The following is a 15,927-nucleotide window of genomic DNA, read 5'->3' on the forward strand; positions in this document are numbered from 1 at the left end:
GTATGGAAGGTGCGGGAAAAATGGGGCGATCGACGGGACTTGAACCCGCAACCTCCGGCATCACAAGCCGGCATTCTAACCAATTGAACTACGATCGCCGCAAGCCCCGGCACGGACCGCAAGGCGGGCCGCGCTGAATGGGGGCGTTTAGGCCCAAGCACCGCCCGGTCAAGCCTTGGCGGGTCGGAGGCGAGCCTGTTGCACAGGAGTGGGTCGTTTGGAAGCGAAAACTGCGCCGCAACCCGCGACGCGCAACTATCTGTCGCCGCTTGCGGAGCCGGCGAGGCGCACTATCCTGCCAGACCGATGACCTCGGCCAACGAATCCTCAGCGACACACCTTCTCGCCCGCCCGGGCGTACAACAGGTGCCGACCGAGAAGCTCGAACTGTTCCAGATGCGGAATTTCCTTTCGGCGGATCTGTGCCGGCGCCTGATCGCGCAGATCGAAGCAGACAGGCGCCCCTCGACACTCGCGGACCATTCCGGCGACGATTATTTCCGGACCAGCGAGACCTGCGACCTGCCACCCGATCTCGACGCGACGCGCGAACTCGAGACGTTGCTGGAGGAGATTTCCGGCATCGACCCCAGGTTCGGCGAGCCGCCGCAGGGCCAGCGCTACGACGTGGGCCAGGAATTCAAGCCGCATTGCGACTGGTTCAACCCCCAAGGTCAGGACTGGGAAAAATACTGCGCCGTATCGGGCCAGCGGACCTGGACCTTCATGATCTACCTCAACGATGTGGAGGCAGGCGGCGCCACGCGCTTCAAGACTATCCGCAAGACGTTCCAGCCGGAAACAGGCAAGCTGCTGTGCTGGAACAACCGCCGCCCGGATGGATGCGGCAATCCCAACACGCTCCACCACGGAATGAAGGTCCGGAAGGGACTGAAATACGTGATCACGAAATGGTACCGGGAAAGGCCTTGGGGGTGAAGTTGCCCAGAACGCAATGGCCTATTTGGCTGCTGACTCTCGCTCTGGTTATCGGATACCCGGTCCTGTCCTTCCGTCAAATCAATGCCATGGCACGGGCCGGTGAGTTCCCACCGGAATCCGACACGATCATCATCGGCCTCGCCGGTGTGGTGGTTTTTTCGATCGTGGCTGGCTTGCTCGTCCTGCTCGCCACGGCACTTTCGCTGAGGAAATATTTCAGCGAAACCAGACTTTTCGCCTAGCGGCAGGATCGCCCGATAAGCTCCATACTTTCAACAATCCTTTTCGTGCCATTGGCCGCCGTCATGACGTGGTTGGCAGTCATGTCGGTAATGCAAGTATCGGATTTCGATGGATGGATATGGTGCGCGTATCCTGGCGGGTGGGTGCTGTGGTGCCTCCTAATTCGGGCGGCGATCATCGACCGGTCAGGGCCGATCAGATCATGACAGTTAGTAGGGTGACACAAACACCGGGTTTCATCGCTGTCTATCGCTGGAAAATTGCAGAGGAGAACGTCGCGGCATTCCGCGAATGCTGGCGCGCTGCGACCCGGGAACTGGGCCCTCATGGCATCAGGGGATCGCTTTTCGCGCGTGCGGACGACGGGACTTTCTGCGCCATCGCACTCTGGCCGGATCGCGAAACGAGAGATCGCGCCTTCGCCGACGTACCCGGGCGCGAATGGCCTCCTGTGGAGCGACTGGAGCCGATACTCCTTTCGCCTTTGGACAATCTCTGGAAGCTGTAAAGAAAAGGGCGGCCCCGTCGGACCGCCCTCCTTCGCGGCGCAAGGCCGCAAATCTCGAATGGCGCTTACTTCTTGGTAAGCGAAAGCCCGCCGAAACGCTTGTTGAACTGCGCGACGCGGCCGCCTTCCTGGATCTGCTTCTGACCGCCGGTCCAGGCCGGGTGACTGGTCGGATCGATGTCGAGCGTCAGCGTGTCGCCTTCGCTGCCCCAGGTGGAGCGCGTCTGGAATTCGGTGCCATCGGTCATCTTGACCGTGATCATGTGGTAGTCGGGATGCGTATCGGCCTTCATGGCAAGTCTCCAAAGCTTCGGAACGGTTCCGACCGGTCCAGCTGATTTCGGGAAAGCGCGCCCTTAGATGCTAAGCCGCGCCGTTGCAAGATTTTCCGGATATGGCATCCGGCGCGGATAGGTCAGGCCGGCGGATCGGCGATCATGGCGGTAAAATCGACCGTGCAGGTCGTCTTGCCGTCGACGCTCGCCTCGCCGTGGAACTTGCACACCCGGGTGCTCTTGCGGGTGAACTCCACCTTCAGGTCGAGCATGCAGCCGGGGGTCACGGGGGCGCGGAACTTGGCCTCCTCGATCGCCATGAAATAGACCAGCTTGCCGGTCCCTGCGAGATCGAAACTCTCGATCCCGAGGATCCCTGCCGCCTGTGCCAGCGCTTCGACCTGCAGCACGCCGGGCATGATCGGCTGCGCCGGGAAATGCCCCTGGAAGAACTGCTCGTTAAAACTGACTGCCTTCACCGCGTGGATGCGCTCACCCGATACGAGATCACGCACTCGGTCGACGAGCAGCAGGGGATAGCGATGCGGCAGCGCTTTCAGGATCTGGAGGATGTCGAGTTCCTTGCCGGTACCCTCACCCGCCGCGCCTTGCCGTGCTTCGTCCGTCATCGCCTGCCCCTGCGCTCAGTTCGATCAGCGACCGGTCGGCTGCTGGGCCGGCTGTGCCGCCTGCTGCGCACCCTGCTGTTGCTGCTGATAGGCCGCGGCCTGCGCGCGGTAGAGGAGCAGCTGCTGGAGAGTGTCATGCATGGTGATCGCGGTACGGCGCGGCTGGTAATTGGCCGGTGGCGTCGCGGAGACGCTGGGGACGCTCGCATTGAACTGCGTGATCATCTTTTCGGTGATGTTCGCGGCCGGCGGCGCGTACTGGAACACGTCCGGATTGAAGATGAACTGCACGTTGTTCGCGGAAACGACCTGCTGTTCCACCGCGTCGTAATTATTCATCAGCTGCTCGACCACGAAATAGCGGGCGATGGCGATCGGCGTGCTGGCCTGCGCGAGCTGCTGCTGCTTCTGTTCGAGCTGCGTGCGCACGGAAGCGTTCGCGGCGATTTCTTCGTTGGTCGTGTTGCCGTCGCCATTGGCATCGGCGCTCGCGATCAGCGTGTCCGCCTCCTGCTGGAGCGTCTCGATCTGCTGCAGCTGTGTCGCGTAGGTGTTCGCGATTTCCGCATAGGCCGCCTGTCGCGCGGAGGAGTTCAGATAGACCGCTTCCGGGCTGGTATAGGCGATGCCGTTCACCTGCGCGGCGGCGGGGGCGGCGACAGTCGCGGTCGCAGCCATGGCGATGCCGGCGGCAAGCACGGTTTTCTTGGAGAATTTCATCAGAATTGCGTTCCTACGTTGAATGAGAATGCCTTGTCGTCGTCACCTTCCTGCTTGGAGATGACGTAGGCATAGTCGATCCGAAGCGGACCGAAGGGCGAGTTCCAGTTGACCCCGATACCGGCGGTGATGCGCGGCTTGGCCGAATCGCCGAGGAAGACTTCCTCGAACGCCGGGACGGTGCTGCCCTGCGCGACGAAGCCGTCCGGGATCGGATCGCCGACGGGAATGCCGATGACCTGGTCGTCCTCGTTGGTGTCGGGATCGCCGCCGTTGAAATAGACCGGGTTGCCGTTCTGGTCGAGCAGCGGCCGGAAGATTTCGTTGCCCAGCGGGTTCTGGATGAGCTGCGGGCGGGTCACGTTGAACAGCGCACCGGCGTCTAGCCAGATCGATGGACGCAAGCCCAGTTCGGCGGCACCCGCACCCAGCGGGATTTCGAGCTCGGCGCGTCCGATATAGTAGGACTTGCCGCCCAGCGCGTCGTCCTGGATGCGGTCGCGATCGGTAATGACCAGCGGCAGCGGGTTTTCCGGATCGGGGCTGTCGGGATCTGCGACGATCGGACGACGCAGGATACGCGGACCCACGCCGCGGATGTCGAAGCCGCGGATCTGCGGTTCGCCGAGGAAGAAGCGGTCCGTCAGGCGGACATCGTCCACGAACGGATTGTCGTTGTTCTCGAGCGAGAAGATCGAGCCGCCTTCGAGCTTCACCGAGAAGATGAAGTCGTCGAACACGTTCCAGTAGTGCGCGGCGCGCCCGACATTGCGGACGTAACGCGTGTCCCCGCCCAAGCCCGCCACTTCGGTCGTCAGCGAAACCGAAAGGCCATTGGTCGGGCGGAACCTGTTGTCGGTGCCGTCATAGCTGATCGTCGCGCCGACAATGGAGCTCAGCCGGTTACCGATCGAATCGCACAGGAAGCGGTTTGCGCGCAGCGGGTCGCATTCCAGCGTACCGTCGCCGTCGAGGTCCGAGAAATACTGCGCCTCGTCGAGCGAGACCTGGTCGTAATTCAACGTGTAGCTGCCGACCAGCGACATGAATTCGGTCAGCGGCACACCGACGCGCACCGCGCCGCCCGTCGTGGTCTGCTCGAACGTCGTGTTGCGATCGCCGCGGGCGAAGTTGAAGCCGTTGTAGTCCTGCCGGTAGATCTGCGAGCTGAGCGAGATGTTCCGGTCGAACAGGTAAGGCTCGGTGAAGCTCGCCTGCACGGACCGGCTGAAGCGCGAGTAGTTCGCGCTCAGGCCGACCGTCTGGCCGCGGCCACGGAAATTGCGCTGCCGGATCGAACCCGAGAAGATGAAGTTCTCGATCGATGAGAAACCGGCCGAAAGCTGCAATTCGCCGGTCGGTTGTTCTTCCACGTTCGCTTCGAGCACGATGCGGTCGGGCGCGCTGCCCGGCTTCTGCTCGATCTCGAAATTTTCCTGGTAGTAGCCGAGCGACTTGATCCGGTTGGTGGACCGGCGGACGGTAAGCGAGTTGAACGCATCGCCTTCCGAAACGCGGAATTCGCGGCGGATCACCTTGTCCTGCGACAGCGTGTTGCCGTTGACGTCGATCCGCTCGACGTAGACGCGCGGCGCCTGTTCGATGGTGAATTCGATGTCCATCGTCAGCGTGTCGGGATTGGCGGTGAACTGCGGGTTCACTTCGGCAAAGGCGTAGCCGAACGTGCCGGCCAGCTCGGTCAGCTGCTCGACCGTGTCCTCGACCTGCTTGCCGTTATACCAGTCGCCCGTCTTCATCGGCAGCTGGGACGTGAGGCCCACACTGGAGAAGTCGCGGATCTGGCTGTCGACGCTCACTTCGCCGAACTTGTACCGCTGCCCTTCTTCCAGGACATAGGTGATGATGAAGTCTTCCTTGTCCTGCGTCAGTTCGGCGATGGCCGACACGACGCGGAACTCGGGATAGCCCTGCTCCAGGTAGAACGCCCGAAGCTGCTGCTGGTCGAAGGCCAGGCGGTCAGGGTCGTAGCTGGTGTTGGAGCTGAAGAAGCTCAGCAGGCCGCCGGCCGTCTTGGTCACCATCTCGCCGCGCAGCTTCCCGTCGGAAAACGCCTCGTTGCCGATGATGTTGATCGAGCGGACCTTGGACTTGGGCCCTTCGTTGATCTCGTAGACGATATCGACGCGGTTCTGGCTCAGCTGGACCGTCTGCGGTTCGACCGATGCGGCGAAGCGGCCCTGCCGCTTGTAGAGCTCGATGATGCGCGCGGTGTCGGCACGGACCTTGGACCGGGTGAATATCTGGCGGGGGGCCAGCCTGATCTCGGGCAGGATCTTGTCGCTGTCCAGCCGGTCGTTGCCTTCCAGGATGATGCGGTTGACCACCGGGTTTTCCACCACGGTAATCACGACGTTCCCGTTGTCGTTGCGGATCGAGTAGTCGGCGAAAAGTTCGGTCGCCGCCAGGTCCTTCAGCGCCTGGTCGGCCGCGGCCGCCGTATAGACCTGGCCAGGGCGCAGGCGCACGTAACTGACGATGGTCGACGGCTCCAGCCGCTGCGCACCGCTCACCGCGATCTGGCGAATGACCTGGCCCTGCTGCTGCGTTCCGAGCTGCGCGACCGGTTCTGCGGTCTGATCGTCCTGCACGACCGGCTCGGCCGCCTGCTCGTCCTGAGCCCAGGCGACGGCCGGAACGCCGGCCAGCGCGCTGCTGCCCAGCAGCGCGAGCGCGAACCGGTAGCTCTTCCCCTGGCCCTTCGGCCCGAGCGTATCAAAATCCATCATCGGCGCGATTGTCCCGTCCTTTAATTCAGTCCGGCGCTGTGCCGGGTGCTCCGGACTTCGGGAGCACGAATGTGCGCCCATTGCCCGATGCGGTGCCCCCGATCAAGCAGTGCGGAAAGACGATCCCCCTCGATTGTCTTCCATCTACCGGAAAAACGGCACCACATCGTTCACCGTGACGAACACCATGAAGGCCAGCACGATCGCCACCCCGGTCCGGTACGCCAGTTCGGTGCCCCGCGGGCCGACCGGTTTCCGGCGGACCGCCTCGATCGCGTAGAAAGCGAGGTGGCCACCGTCGAGGGCCGGAATTGGCAACAGGTTGATGAATGCCAAGTTAAGCGAGATGAGCGCGATGAAGAAGATGAAAGAGTCCGGTCCGAGGCTCAGCTGTTCGCCGGAAAACTTGGCGATCTTTACCGGTCCACCCAGCTCGCTGAGTGGCCGGACGCCGCTGATGATCTGGCCGATTCCCGTGATCATCAGGTCGACGATATCGACGCATTGCTGACCAGCCGTCGCCAGCGCCTCCAGTGGGCCGACGGACTGGAACTCGCGCTCCACCTGCGTTCCTTCGACCCCGATCAGGCCGACTTTCGACCGGTTGCCGAACCGGTCGACGAATTCCTGGCTGGCGATGGTCACCGGCACGGTGATTTCCTCGCTCCCGCGCTCAACCGTGACCTCGATCTCGCGTCCGGGATAGACCGCGATGGAACGCCGCACGTCCTGGAAATCGACCATGCGCGTGCCGTCGATCTCGACGATGCGATCCCCGACCTCGATTCCCGCCGCGCGGGCGGACGAGGTTTCGGAAAAGCCCGCGACTTCCAGTTCTGCACCGGGATCGACCGGCACCGCCTTGCCGTAGACCATCGCGAATCCGGCGAAAATCAGGATCGCGACCGCGATATTGGTGACGGGGCCCGCGGCCACGATCAGGGCGCGCTGCCACAGGGGCTTGTGATGGAAGCTGTCGCCACGTTCCTCGGGCGGCATGGCGGCGATCTCTTCCGGATGCGGAATGCTGGCCGGGTCCATATCTCCCTTGAACTGGACGTATCCGCCCAATGGCAGAGCGGAAATACGCCAGCGAGTGCCGCGCTTGTCGTCCCAGCCGACCAGTTCCTTGCCGAAGCCGATGGAGAACGCCTCCGCCTTCACCCCGAACCAGCGTCCGACGAGGTAGTGGCCCAGCTCGTGCACGGTCACCAATGGTCCCAGCACAAGCAGGAATCCCAGGATCATCATCCACCAGGGTACGCTTTCGATCACTCGGCCTCCGTCAGAATGGCATGCGCCGCAGCCCGTGCCGCCCGGTCGATCGCCAGAACCTCGTCCAGCGTTTCCGGGGGCGGCGCGAGATTGCTGCGCTGCAGGGTTTCCTCGACCGTATAGGCGATCCGTGTGAATTTAATCTGACCTGCGAGGAATGCGGCGACGGCGACCTCGTTGGCTGCGTTCAGCGTGGCCGGGGCTGCCCCGCCCGCCTCGATCGCCTCGCGCGCGAGCCGCGTCGCCGGAAAGCGCGCTTCGTCGGGTGCCATGAAGGTCAGCTCGCCAATCGCCGGCAGGTCCAGCGGCGCGCACGGCGTCTCCATCCGGTCCGGCCAGGCGAGGCAGGAGGCGATCGGCACGCGCATGTCCGACGGGCCCAACTGCGCCAGCGTGGAGCCGTCGCGGTACTCGACCATGGAATGAATGACGCTTTGCGGGTGGACCACGATACGCAGCCGGTCCAGCCCGACCGGGAACAGGTGGTGTGCCTCGATGAACTCAAGGCCCTTGTTCATCATGGTCGCGGAATCGACGCTGATCTTGGCGCCCATGTCCCAGTTGGGATGCGCAATCGCTTCCGCGGGCGTCGCCGCGTCCAGCCGTTCCTGCGACCATTCGCGCAAGGGTCCGCCGCTGGCCGTGAGCGTTATCCAGCGTACCGCGTCCAGCGATTCCCCATTGAGGCACTGGAAGATCGCGTTGTGTTCGGAATCGACCGGCAGCAGTGTCGCGCCGTGCCGTTCCACGGCCGCCGTCATGACGTCACCGGCGGATACCAGCGCTTCCTTGTTCGCCAGCGCCACGGTGCCGCCACGCTCGATCGCTGCCATCACCGGCGCCAGTCCGGCGCAGCCGACGATCGCGGCGACTGTGATGTCCGCCGGGCGGGCGGCCGCGTCGCACAGGGCTTCGGCGCCGCCTGCCGTTTCGATCCGGTCGGACCCAAGCGCCGAGCGCAGGTCCGCGAGGCAGGTCTCGTCGCCCACGACTGCGAGCTCGGCTTGGAATTCGTCGGCCAGCGCGGCAAGTTCCCGGGCGCTGCAATTCGCGGTCAGGGCGACCACGCGCCACTGCTCGCGATTGCGCCGCACGAGATCCAGCGTGGACGCACCGACCGAACCGGTCGCGCCGAGGATGGAAATGGAACGCTGTGTCACGACCAGAGCATCAATACTGTCCCGAAGATCAGGACCACAGGGACGAGACCGTCGATACGGTCGAAAACGCCCCCGTGTCCGGGAATGAGGTTGGAGGAATCCTTGCGGCCCGCCTTGCGCTTCAGCCAGCTTTCGAAGAAGTCGCCCGCCTGCGCCACGATTGCCGCGCCGCACCCGATGGCGATGCCCAGCGCCGCCATTTCGAGGACGGGCGGTGCCACTGCCCCTTCGGCAGGCGCGGTGATCGCGCCGGAAACCGTGGTGAGCACGCATGCAACGAAGATGGCCGCCGCCAGCATTCCGCCACATAGCCCGGCCCAGGTCTTGTTGGGGCTGATCGAGGGCGCGATGCGCGGTCCCCCGATCGTCCGCCCCGAGAAATAGGCGCCGGTGTCGACGCAGACCACGGTCAGGATGGTCAGCAGTACAAGCGGCCGCTCGAACGCGACCAGCGCGAATGCGGGAACGCCGATATAGGCCATCCCGGAAAGCAACCCGAACAGGCGGTTGAGCGGCTTGTCCGTGGCTTCCAGTACCAGCCGCGACATCTCGGCATAACACAACATGGCCACGGCGACGATCATCAGGTCGAGGACGAGGCCGTCCGCCCAGACGGCCGCCCCCGCCCCCACCATCATGACGACGGCGGAAATGGCCCGCTTGGAAAGGTCGGACATGCCGCGCGCGAACTGGTCGCGCGCAACCCGCCTGATCCGGTCGCGCCGCCGCTCCTGGACGGAATCAGCGGCCACCGAAGCGGCGCTCCCGTTGCGCGAAATCGTCGAGTGCCGCCTGCAGGTGCTCCGGCGTGAAATCCGGCCAGAGCGTGTCCACGAACAGCATTTCCGCGTAGGCCGCTTGCCACAGCAGGAAGTTGGAAAGGCGCACTTCGCCGCTCGTCCTGATCAGCAGGTCGAGGGGCGGCAGTTCGTTAGTATAAAGGTGCCGATCGAGCGCTTCTTCCGTAAGCTCCTGACCCTCCGCGGCGAGCCTCGCTGCACGGACGATTTCCTGCCGGGAACCGTAGTTCAGCGCCACGGCAAGCGTGCGCGCGCCTTTCGCGGTCTGCTCCAGCGCATCCTCGAGCATTTCGACGATATCGGGTGCAAGCCCTTGCCAGTCGCCGATAATCTTCAGCCGGACATCGTTGGCGATGAACTCCGGCAGGTCGGATTTGATGAACCGGCGCATCAGGTTCATGAGGTCGTCGACCTCGTCCTCGGGCCGCCGCCAGTTCTCGCTGCTGAAGGCATAGAGCGTCAGGCAGTCCAGCCCCATCGGCTCTACCGCGCGCACCAGCTTCCGCACCGCCTCGACCCCGCGCTGGTGGCCGATGGCGCGCGGCAGGCCCTTGCGTTTCGCCCAGCGACCGTTGCCGTCCATGATGATGGCGACATGCCTGGCGCGCTGGTCCTGCTCTTCCATCCTCTCTTCCGAAAACCTGCGCTTATTGCGTCAGGATTTCCTTCTCCTTCGCCTGCGCCGCACTCTCCGCTTCGGCGACATACTTGTCGGTCAGCTTCTGGACCTCGTCCTCGCCACGCTTGCGGTCGTCCTCGGAGATTTCCTTCTTCTTCTCGTCTTCCTTGAGCGCTTCCATCCCGTCGCGCCGGACGTTGCGGATCGCGATCTTGGCGTTTTCGGAATAGGTGCCGGCGACCTTGGCGAGTTCCTTGCGCCGTTCCTCGGTCAGGTCGGGCATCGGAATCCGCAGGGTTTGGCCGTCCTGCATCGGATTGAGGCCCAGATTGGCGTGCGCGATGCCCTTCTCGACCGCGTTGACATTGCTCTTGTCCCACACCTGCACGCTCAGCATGCGGGGCTCGGGCGCGGAAACGGTCGCCACCTGGTTCAGGGGCATCATCGCGCCATACACTTCGACCTGCACAGGATCGAGCAGGCTGGTATTGGCCCGCCCGGTCCGCAGGCCGGCGAGGTCGCCTTTCAGGCTTTCAACCGCGCCCTGCATCCGGCGCTCGATATCGCTCTTGTCGTACTTGGCCATGCTGGCTTTCCTCTCACTGGTCCTGAACTATCGTCTGCACGCCCTCGCCCGCAAGAACGCGGGCGAGATTGCCTTTCTCGCGAATGGAGAAGACGACGATCGGTATCTGGTTGTCTCGGCACAACGCGACGGCGGACGCGTCCATCACTTTGAGATTGTCCGCCAGCACCTTGCCGTAACTCACTGTTTCGAAGCGCTTGGCTTCGGCGTTCGACTTGGGATCGCTGTCATAGACCCCGTCCACGCTGGTACCCTTGAGCAGCGCATCGCACTTCATTTCCGCCGCGCGCAGCGCCGCCCCGCTATCGGTGGTGAAGTACGGCGCGCCGACGCCCGCTGCGAAGATCACCACGCGCCCCTTTTCCAGATGGCGTTCCGCACGGCGCCGGATAACCGGCTCGCAGACCTTGTCCATCTCGATCGCGCTCTGGACACGCGTGGGAACGCCAAGCTGCTCCAGCGCGCTCTGCATCGCGAGCGCATTCATTACGGTCGCCAGCATACCCATGTAGTCCGCCTGCGCACGGTCCATGCCCTGCGCCGCGCCGGCCATGCCCCGGAAGATGTTGCCGCCGCCTATGACGAGCGCAATCTCCAGGCCACCGTCCTTTGCCGCTTTCACTTCCTTGGCAAGTTCCAGCACGAAGGCAGGATCGATCCCGAAATCCTGATCCCCCATCAGCACTTCGCCCGACAGTTTCAGGAGAACGCGCTTGAATTGGGGCAGAGGCATGCGATCGGGTTCCACGGCGAGAATTGGGGAATGGCGCTCCTTAGCTGCCAACCGTCGGACGCGCAAAGGGAAAGCCGGAAGATCCGAGTTGTAGTGGATTGACCATGATCCGTTCAGGAATAAAGTCTAGGAGCATCGCCATCGATCGGTTCTCTCGGACCGGCGGATACTGCGGTCGTCGCGAAGGAGGGGTTATCACATGAAATATCTATCGGCGGCCTCGGCCGTTCTGGCTCTCGGTCTGGCTGCTCAGGGTCAGGCACAGGAGGCGGAAGTCCAGCTGGACGAACAGCTCGCCGTCGATGCGTGCATCGCGCCGGAAGACCAGCAACGGGACATGTCGGAATTTTCGAGAGAACAGCGCGATGCGATCCTGGCCTGCTCCTTCAAGGAAGCGGAGCGCCAGCTGGCGCCGCAACTGCCCTTGCAGCTCGACGACGTCACGCAGATCGTGGCCGTTTCAGCCGATGGCCTCGTATTCTCCTATCGCTATGCGATCGACATCGAGACAGCGGATGTCGGGGCGGAAGCTGCGAGTTTCCTTTCCGAAGCCACGCGCGAGAACGTGTGCAACGACCCGGATATGCTCGCCACCATGCAGGAAGGCGGCAGCTTCGCCTACGCCTGGTACGACAATTCGGACAAGCTGATCCACCGGATGACGGTAAGCACCTGCTGATTACGCACATGCGGACATGAAAAAGGGCCGCCGAACTCCGGTTCGGCGACCCTTTTCAATCGAAATCGGACGGGATCAGTCGCGCTTAAGCGTAGCCGCGACTTCCGCCGCGAAATCCTCTTCCTTCTTCTCGATGCCTTCGCCGAGCTGGTAGCGGACGTAGTCCTTCAGCACGATTTCGTGTCCGGCATCCTTGCCGGCCTTGGCGACGACTTCCGAGATCGGCGTCTTGTTGTCGATCACGAAAAGCTGGCTGAGAAGAGCGTTCTCCTTGGCGAACTTCTTGATCGCGCCGTCGACCATCTTTTCCTGGACTTCGGCAGGCTTGCCGCTTTCGGCTGCCTTTTCCCGCGCAATGCCGCGCTCACGCTCAATCAGCTCGGGATCGAGACCTTCCGCGTCCAGCGCCTGCGGGAATGCCGCCGCGATGTGCATGGCGAGCTGCTTGCCGAGCGGTTCGAGAACGTCTTCGCCTGCATCGCTCTCGAGCGCGACGAGAACGCCAATCTTGCCGAGATTGGCAGCGACTGCGTTGTGCATGTACGGCACCACGGTGCCCTTCGCGACCGAAACGGTCTTCATTCGACGGATCTGCTGGTTCTCGCCGATGGTCGCAACGTTGTCGGTCAGCTTGTCCGACACGGTCCCGCCTTCGGGATAATCCATGCCCTTCAGCGTATCGACGTCGTCATTCGAAGCGCCCAGGGCGGTTTCGGTCACCTTGCGGACGAAGTCCTGGAACTTGTCGTTCTTGGCGACGAAGTCGGTTTCCGAATTGACTTCGACGGCCACGCCCTTCGTGCCTTCGACGGCCACGCCGACGAGACCTTCGGCCGCGGTGCGGCTCGACTTCTTCTGTGCAGTCGCCAGACCCTTGGCGCGCAGCGCGTCGACCGCCGCCTCGATGTCGCCATTGGTTTCGGTCAGCGCCTTCTTCGCATCCATCATGCCAGCGCCGGTCTTTTCGCGCAGCGCCTTGATGTCGGCGGTGGTGAAATTCGCCATTGGAAATATCCTTCCAGTCAAATGAGTAAGGGCACCGGACGGAGGATTGCCCCGTCCGGTGCGCTAGGTCTGTTTTGTGACGCGCGTGTTTAGGCGGCTTCGGTGGCCGGCTCGTCCATGGCGCCGACATCGGCACCCGAATCCTGCACGGCGCCGCCGCGGCCGGCGATCGCCGCGTCCGCGAAAGAATCGCAGTACAGGCGAACGGCACGGCTTGCGTCGTCGTTGCCCGGAACCGGGAACGCGATCCCTTCCGGATCGACATTGGTGTCGAGCACGCAGACCACCGGGATACCGAGGACGTTGGCTTCCTTGATCGCGAGGTCTTCCATGTTCGCGTCGATCACGACCATGACTTCGGGCACGCCGCCCATGTCACGGATACCGCCGAGGGAGAGCTCCAGCTTATCGCGTTCACGCGTGAGCTGCAGGACTTCCTTCTTGGTCAGGCCGCTCGTCTCGCCACCAAGCTGTTCCTCGAGGCTCTTGAGGCGCTTGATCGACTGGCTGATCGTCTTCCAGTTGGTCAGCATGCCGCCGAGCCAGCGATGGTTCACGAAATGCTGGCCCGAACGGCGCGCGGCTTCCGCGATCGGCTCCTGCGCCTGGCGCTTCGTACCCACGAACAGCACCTTGCCACCGGCACGAACCGTCTGCTCGACGAAATCGAGCGCGCGCGCCATCAGCGGGACGGTCTGCGACAGGTCGATAATGTGAACACCGTTGCGAGCGCCGAAGATGTACGGCTTCATCCGCGGGTTCCAGCGGTGGGTCTGGTGGCCGAAATGTGCGCCGGCCTCGATCAATTGCTGCATGGTGACGGCAGGTCCCGCCATAATTCTTTCCTTTCCGGTTGTTCCTCCGGGACGCTGGAACCGAGCGGAGATCCCGCAACGGCACCGGTATGTGCGCATCCCGTGTGAATTTACGCTTCCGAACTCCTATCAGAACGAGTCGGAGCCAGCGCAGGAGGCGCCCTTAGCGCCCTTGAGAGAGCAAATCCAGACGCAATTGGACGCTCCGCGTCATCGTTCTGTCGCAAAAACGCTTGACGGGTAGGAACAAATAGAGAACAAATGCCGTCAGTGGGAAACAACAATGGTTAACCGCGTTTATCCACAGCTCGCCCACAGGAAGTCAACATCTTTCGGGCAGTTCGGAAAGGCTCGTTATGATCGCTGCTCTCTTTGTCCTCGCTGCCGTAGCATCGCTCGTCGTTCTGTCGGACAGCATCGTTCGGGGCCGCAACGCCAACGCGGCCCTCAAGCGATCGGCAAGGCGGTTGAGAGCTTCGCAGGCGAAGGTTACTTTCATCCAACCCGCTCGGCGCTTGACTGCAAATTCTGTTGTCGTCCCGTTTACGCAGTCCTCGCGAGCCGCGGCTCCGGCGTCCGCTATCTCGCTGCGCGCTGCAGCCTGATCTTCCTGTAACGCAGAGCCCCGAAGGGCAGCGTCAGAAGATAAATCATCGACAGCGCTGACAAGGTCCACCAGGGTTCGAGCAGCAATGCTGCGAACAGGAGACCGGCAGCCGCGATGATTTCCAGGCGAATGTGCCGCCGTGGACGGATCGACGCCCAGCTGAGCGTCGCGACATTCGATATCATGAGGACTGCAATCACCAGCACCCAGATGCCGTTGACCAACGGATCCCGGAACACGTCCAGATCGGTCGCCATCGTCAGGAAGAACGGCAGGAAGGCCAGCCCCGCCCCGACCGGTGCCGGTATGCCTGTCAGGAATCCCGCCGATTTGTGCGGCTGGTCGTCCATGTCGATCCGCGCGTTGAAGCGCGCCAGCCGCAGGGCACAACACAAAGCAAAGGCCAGCGAGGCGAACCAGCCGACACGTGGCAGATCCTCGAGCGTCCAGAGAAACAGGATGATGGCAGGCGCCATTCCGAAGCTGAGCGAATCAGCCAGGCTGTCGAGCTCCGCTCCGAAACGCGATTGCGCCTTGAGCAACCGGGCGATCCTCCCGTCGATACCGTCCAGCAGACCGGCGAGGATGATCGCAATGACCGCAGCCTGCCATTCGCCCGCGATCGCGAAACGGATACCAGTAAGGCCGGAACACAAGGCCGCTGCCGTGATCGCATTGGGCAGTACCGCACGCAATGTAAGGCCTTCACCCGCCCGGCGGGATACTGCGACCTCGTCCTCCGCGGCCTTCGGCCCGATCCGCGCCCGATCTTCGCCGTCGCGGCCACCGGTCTTCACAGGACGATACCCTCCAGCAATTGCTGTTGCCCGACTTCGCCGAGCACGGTCTCGCCGGCGATGACACGCTGGCCAAGCAGGACCTTGGGGTCGGTTCCGGCAGGCAGGTAGATATCGACGCGGCTCCCGAAACGGATCAGGCCAACGCGCTGGCCGGCGGCCACGCTGTCTCCGACTTTCACGAACGGCACGATCCGACGGGCGACGAGACCGGCGATCTGGGTGAAACCGATCGCCAGGCCGTCGGTGCGCTCAAGCAACACATGCTGGCGCTCGTTTTCCTCACTCGCCTTGTCGAGATCGGCATTCATGAACTTGCCGGGAAGATAGACCATCCGCTTCACCGTGCCGCCGATCGGCGCGCGGTTGATGTGGACGTCGAAGACACTCATGAAGATCGATATGCGGGTCGCCTTGCCACCCGGCAGGCCGGGTTGTCCATGAACGTCGGGCCCGACCAGCTCCGCCGGCGGCTCGACTTCCGAAATGAGCAAAACGAGACCGTCTGCCGGCGACACGATTACGGCGTCACGCTGCGGAACCACTCTTTCGGGATCACGGAAAAATGCGAACACTCCGGCCGACAATGCCAGGAGCGGCCAGCCGACGAAGTCCCAGCCGATGACCAGCAGGAACAGAAGTGCGATCCCGACTGCAATGAGACCGAACTTGCGTCCCTCGGGATGGATGGAAGGCCAGCGCCAGCTGGCTTCCCCACGCCCGCGATTGTCGAGAATTTCACCACTCATCGGTATCGACCTAGGCGCTTGCGCTGCTTGCGGCAAGC

At 63.2% G+C, this 15,927-nt stretch carries 18 protein-coding genes and 1 tRNA gene; 4 read left to right on the forward strand and 15 right to left on the reverse strand.

What is annotated here, in order from left to right:
- Positions 1-21 precede the first annotated feature (21 nt).
- Positions 22-98: transfer RNA gene (locus AB1K63_RS05005), tRNA-His, on the reverse strand.
- 208 nt (positions 99-306) lie between these two features.
- On the opposite strand from AB1K63_RS05005, the gene AB1K63_RS05010 reads away from it, so the two are divergent.
- The 3 genes from AB1K63_RS05010 to AB1K63_RS05020 all read left to right on the forward strand — a co-directional run bounded on the left by AB1K63_RS05010 (position 307) and on the right by AB1K63_RS05020 (position 1,693).
- On the forward strand, positions 307-939 hold the full coding sequence (locus AB1K63_RS05010) for a 2OG-Fe(II) oxygenase (RefSeq protein WP_366958856.1): 633 nt from the start codon (positions 307-309) through the stop codon (positions 937-939).
- Entirely contained in the window at positions 936-1,184 is a 249-nt protein-coding gene (locus AB1K63_RS05015; protein WP_366958857.1) for a hypothetical protein, read from the forward strand. The genes AB1K63_RS05010 and AB1K63_RS05015 overlap by 4 nt, the downstream gene beginning before the upstream one ends.
- Before the next feature lie 218 nt (positions 1,185-1,402).
- A complete protein-coding gene (locus tag AB1K63_RS05020) occupies positions 1,403-1,693 on the forward strand; it encodes a hypothetical protein (RefSeq protein ID WP_366958858.1) in 291 nt (96 codons plus the stop codon).
- A 65-nt stretch (positions 1,694-1,758) separates the two neighbouring features.
- Here the strand turns inward: AB1K63_RS05020 and rpmE are convergent, their stop codons facing one another.
- From rpmE to pyrH, 10 genes are all read right to left on the reverse strand, one after another.
- The gene (gene rpmE / locus AB1K63_RS05025; protein ID WP_366958859.1) at positions 1,759-1,986 is read right to left on the reverse strand and encodes a 50S ribosomal protein L31; all 228 of its coding nucleotides are present in this window, start codon (positions 1,984-1,986) and stop codon (positions 1,759-1,761) included.
- Positions 1,987-2,108: 122 nt separating this feature from the next.
- Positions 2,109-2,597, reverse strand: coding sequence for a 3-hydroxyacyl-ACP dehydratase FabZ (fabZ, locus tag AB1K63_RS05030; protein ID WP_366958860.1), 489 nt, complete (start codon positions 2,595-2,597; stop codon positions 2,109-2,111).
- 24 nt (positions 2,598-2,621) lie between these two features.
- Complete coding sequence (locus AB1K63_RS05035) at positions 2,622-3,317, reverse strand: OmpH family outer membrane protein (protein WP_366958861.1); 696 nt, start codon at positions 3,315-3,317, stop codon at positions 2,622-2,624.
- Positions 3,317-6,061 (reverse strand): outer membrane protein assembly factor BamA, encoded by a 2,745-nt coding sequence (bamA, locus tag AB1K63_RS05040; RefSeq protein ID WP_366960646.1) that lies wholly within the window; start codon positions 6,059-6,061, stop codon positions 3,317-3,319. Before bamA ends, AB1K63_RS05035 begins: the two co-directional genes overlap by 1 nt.
- Positions 6,062-6,208: 147 nt before the next feature.
- On the reverse strand, positions 6,209-7,339 hold the full coding sequence (rseP, locus tag AB1K63_RS05045; protein WP_366958862.1) for an RIP metalloprotease RseP: 1,131 nt from the start codon (positions 7,337-7,339) through the stop codon (positions 6,209-6,211).
- A complete protein-coding gene (gene dxr, locus AB1K63_RS05050) occupies positions 7,336-8,499 on the reverse strand; it encodes a 1-deoxy-D-xylulose-5-phosphate reductoisomerase (RefSeq protein ID WP_366958863.1) in 1,164 nt (387 codons plus the stop codon). Before dxr ends, rseP begins: the two co-directional genes overlap by 4 nt.
- The gene (locus AB1K63_RS05055; RefSeq protein WP_366958864.1) at positions 8,496-9,251 is read right to left on the reverse strand and encodes a phosphatidate cytidylyltransferase; all 756 of its coding nucleotides are present in this window, start codon (positions 9,249-9,251) and stop codon (positions 8,496-8,498) included. The genes dxr and AB1K63_RS05055 overlap by 4 nt, the downstream gene beginning before the upstream one ends.
- Positions 9,241-9,924 carry a polyprenyl diphosphate synthase gene (gene uppS, locus AB1K63_RS05060; protein ID WP_366958865.1) on the reverse strand — a complete coding sequence of 228 codons (684 nt, stop codon included), beginning with the start codon at positions 9,922-9,924 and terminating at the stop codon, positions 9,241-9,243. Before uppS ends, AB1K63_RS05055 begins: the two co-directional genes overlap by 11 nt.
- 22 nt (positions 9,925-9,946) lie before the next feature.
- Positions 9,947-10,504, reverse strand: coding sequence for a ribosome recycling factor (gene frr / locus AB1K63_RS05065; RefSeq protein WP_366958866.1), 558 nt, complete (start codon positions 10,502-10,504; stop codon positions 9,947-9,949).
- A gap of 13 nt (positions 10,505-10,517) precedes the next feature.
- Positions 10,518-11,237: a UMP kinase gene (gene pyrH / locus AB1K63_RS05070; protein WP_366958867.1), complete on the reverse strand. Its 720-nt coding sequence runs from the start codon at positions 11,235-11,237 to the stop codon at positions 10,518-10,520.
- A gap of 199 nt (positions 11,238-11,436) precedes the next feature.
- On the opposite strand from pyrH, the gene AB1K63_RS05075 reads away from it, so the two are divergent.
- Complete coding sequence (locus tag AB1K63_RS05075) at positions 11,437-11,916, forward strand: hypothetical protein (RefSeq protein ID WP_366958869.1); 480 nt, start codon at positions 11,437-11,439, stop codon at positions 11,914-11,916.
- Positions 11,917-11,991: 75 nt separating this feature from the next.
- Here the strand turns inward: AB1K63_RS05075 and tsf are convergent, their stop codons facing one another.
- From tsf to AB1K63_RS05095, 4 genes are all read right to left on the reverse strand, one after another.
- Positions 11,992-12,921 carry a translation elongation factor Ts gene (gene tsf / locus AB1K63_RS05080; protein WP_366958870.1) on the reverse strand — a complete coding sequence of 310 codons (930 nt, stop codon included), beginning with the start codon at positions 12,919-12,921 and terminating at the stop codon, positions 11,992-11,994.
- Between the two features lie 89 nt (positions 12,922-13,010).
- Positions 13,011-13,757: a 30S ribosomal protein S2 gene (gene rpsB / locus AB1K63_RS05085; RefSeq protein WP_366958871.1), complete on the reverse strand. Its 747-nt coding sequence runs from the start codon at positions 13,755-13,757 to the stop codon at positions 13,011-13,013.
- A gap of 558 nt (positions 13,758-14,315) precedes the next feature.
- A complete protein-coding gene (gene pssA / locus AB1K63_RS05090) occupies positions 14,316-15,101 on the reverse strand; it encodes a CDP-diacylglycerol--serine O-phosphatidyltransferase (RefSeq protein WP_366960647.1) in 786 nt (261 codons plus the stop codon).
- A 35-nt stretch (positions 15,102-15,136) separates the two neighbouring features.
- A complete protein-coding gene (locus tag AB1K63_RS05095; RefSeq protein WP_366958872.1) occupies positions 15,137-15,889 on the reverse strand; it encodes a phosphatidylserine decarboxylase in 753 nt (250 codons plus the stop codon).
- Positions 15,890-15,927: the final 38 nt, after the last annotated feature.

The sequence above is a fragment of the Qipengyuania sp. JC766 genome (assembly GCF_040717445.1).
Taxonomy (GTDB): Bacteria; Pseudomonadota; Alphaproteobacteria; order Sphingomonadales; family Sphingomonadaceae; genus JC766.

Bases quoted from the DNA above. Each gene is read 5' to 3' on its own strand.
- fabZ (WP_366958860.1), bottom strand. From the start codon at position 2,597: ATGACGGACGAAGCACGGCAAGGCGCGGCGGGTGAGGGTACCGGCAAG.
- uppS (WP_366958865.1), bottom strand. From the start codon at position 9,924: ATGGAAGAGCAGGACCAGCGCGCCAGGCATGTCGCCATCATCATGGAC.
- frr (WP_366958866.1), bottom strand. From the start codon at position 10,504: ATGGCCAAGTACGACAAGAGCGATATCGAGCGCCGGATGCAGGGCGCG.
- pyrH (WP_366958867.1), bottom strand. From the start codon at position 11,237: ATGCCTCTGCCCCAATTCAAGCGCGTTCTCCTGAAACTGTCGGGCGAA.
- bamA (WP_366960646.1), bottom strand. From the start codon at position 6,061: ATGGATTTTGATACGCTCGGGCCGAAGGGCCAGGGGAAGAGCTACCGG.
- AB1K63_RS05010 (WP_366958856.1), top strand. From the start codon at position 307: ATGACCTCGGCCAACGAATCCTCAGCGACACACCTTCTCGCCCGCCCG.
- AB1K63_RS05075 (WP_366958869.1), top strand. From the start codon at position 11,437: ATGAAATATCTATCGGCGGCCTCGGCCGTTCTGGCTCTCGGTCTGGCT.
- rpmE (WP_366958859.1), bottom strand. From the start codon at position 1,986: ATGAAGGCCGATACGCATCCCGACTACCACATGATCACGGTCAAGATG.
- AB1K63_RS05035 (WP_366958861.1), bottom strand. From the start codon at position 3,317: ATGAAATTCTCCAAGAAAACCGTGCTTGCCGCCGGCATCGCCATGGCT.
- tsf (WP_366958870.1), bottom strand. From the start codon at position 12,921: ATGGCGAATTTCACCACCGCCGACATCAAGGCGCTGCGCGAAAAGACC.
- AB1K63_RS05095 (WP_366958872.1), bottom strand. From the start codon at position 15,889: ATGAGTGGTGAAATTCTCGACAATCGCGGGCGTGGGGAAGCCAGCTGG.
- rpsB (WP_366958871.1), bottom strand. From the start codon at position 13,757: ATGGCGGGACCTGCCGTCACCATGCAGCAATTGATCGAGGCCGGCGCA.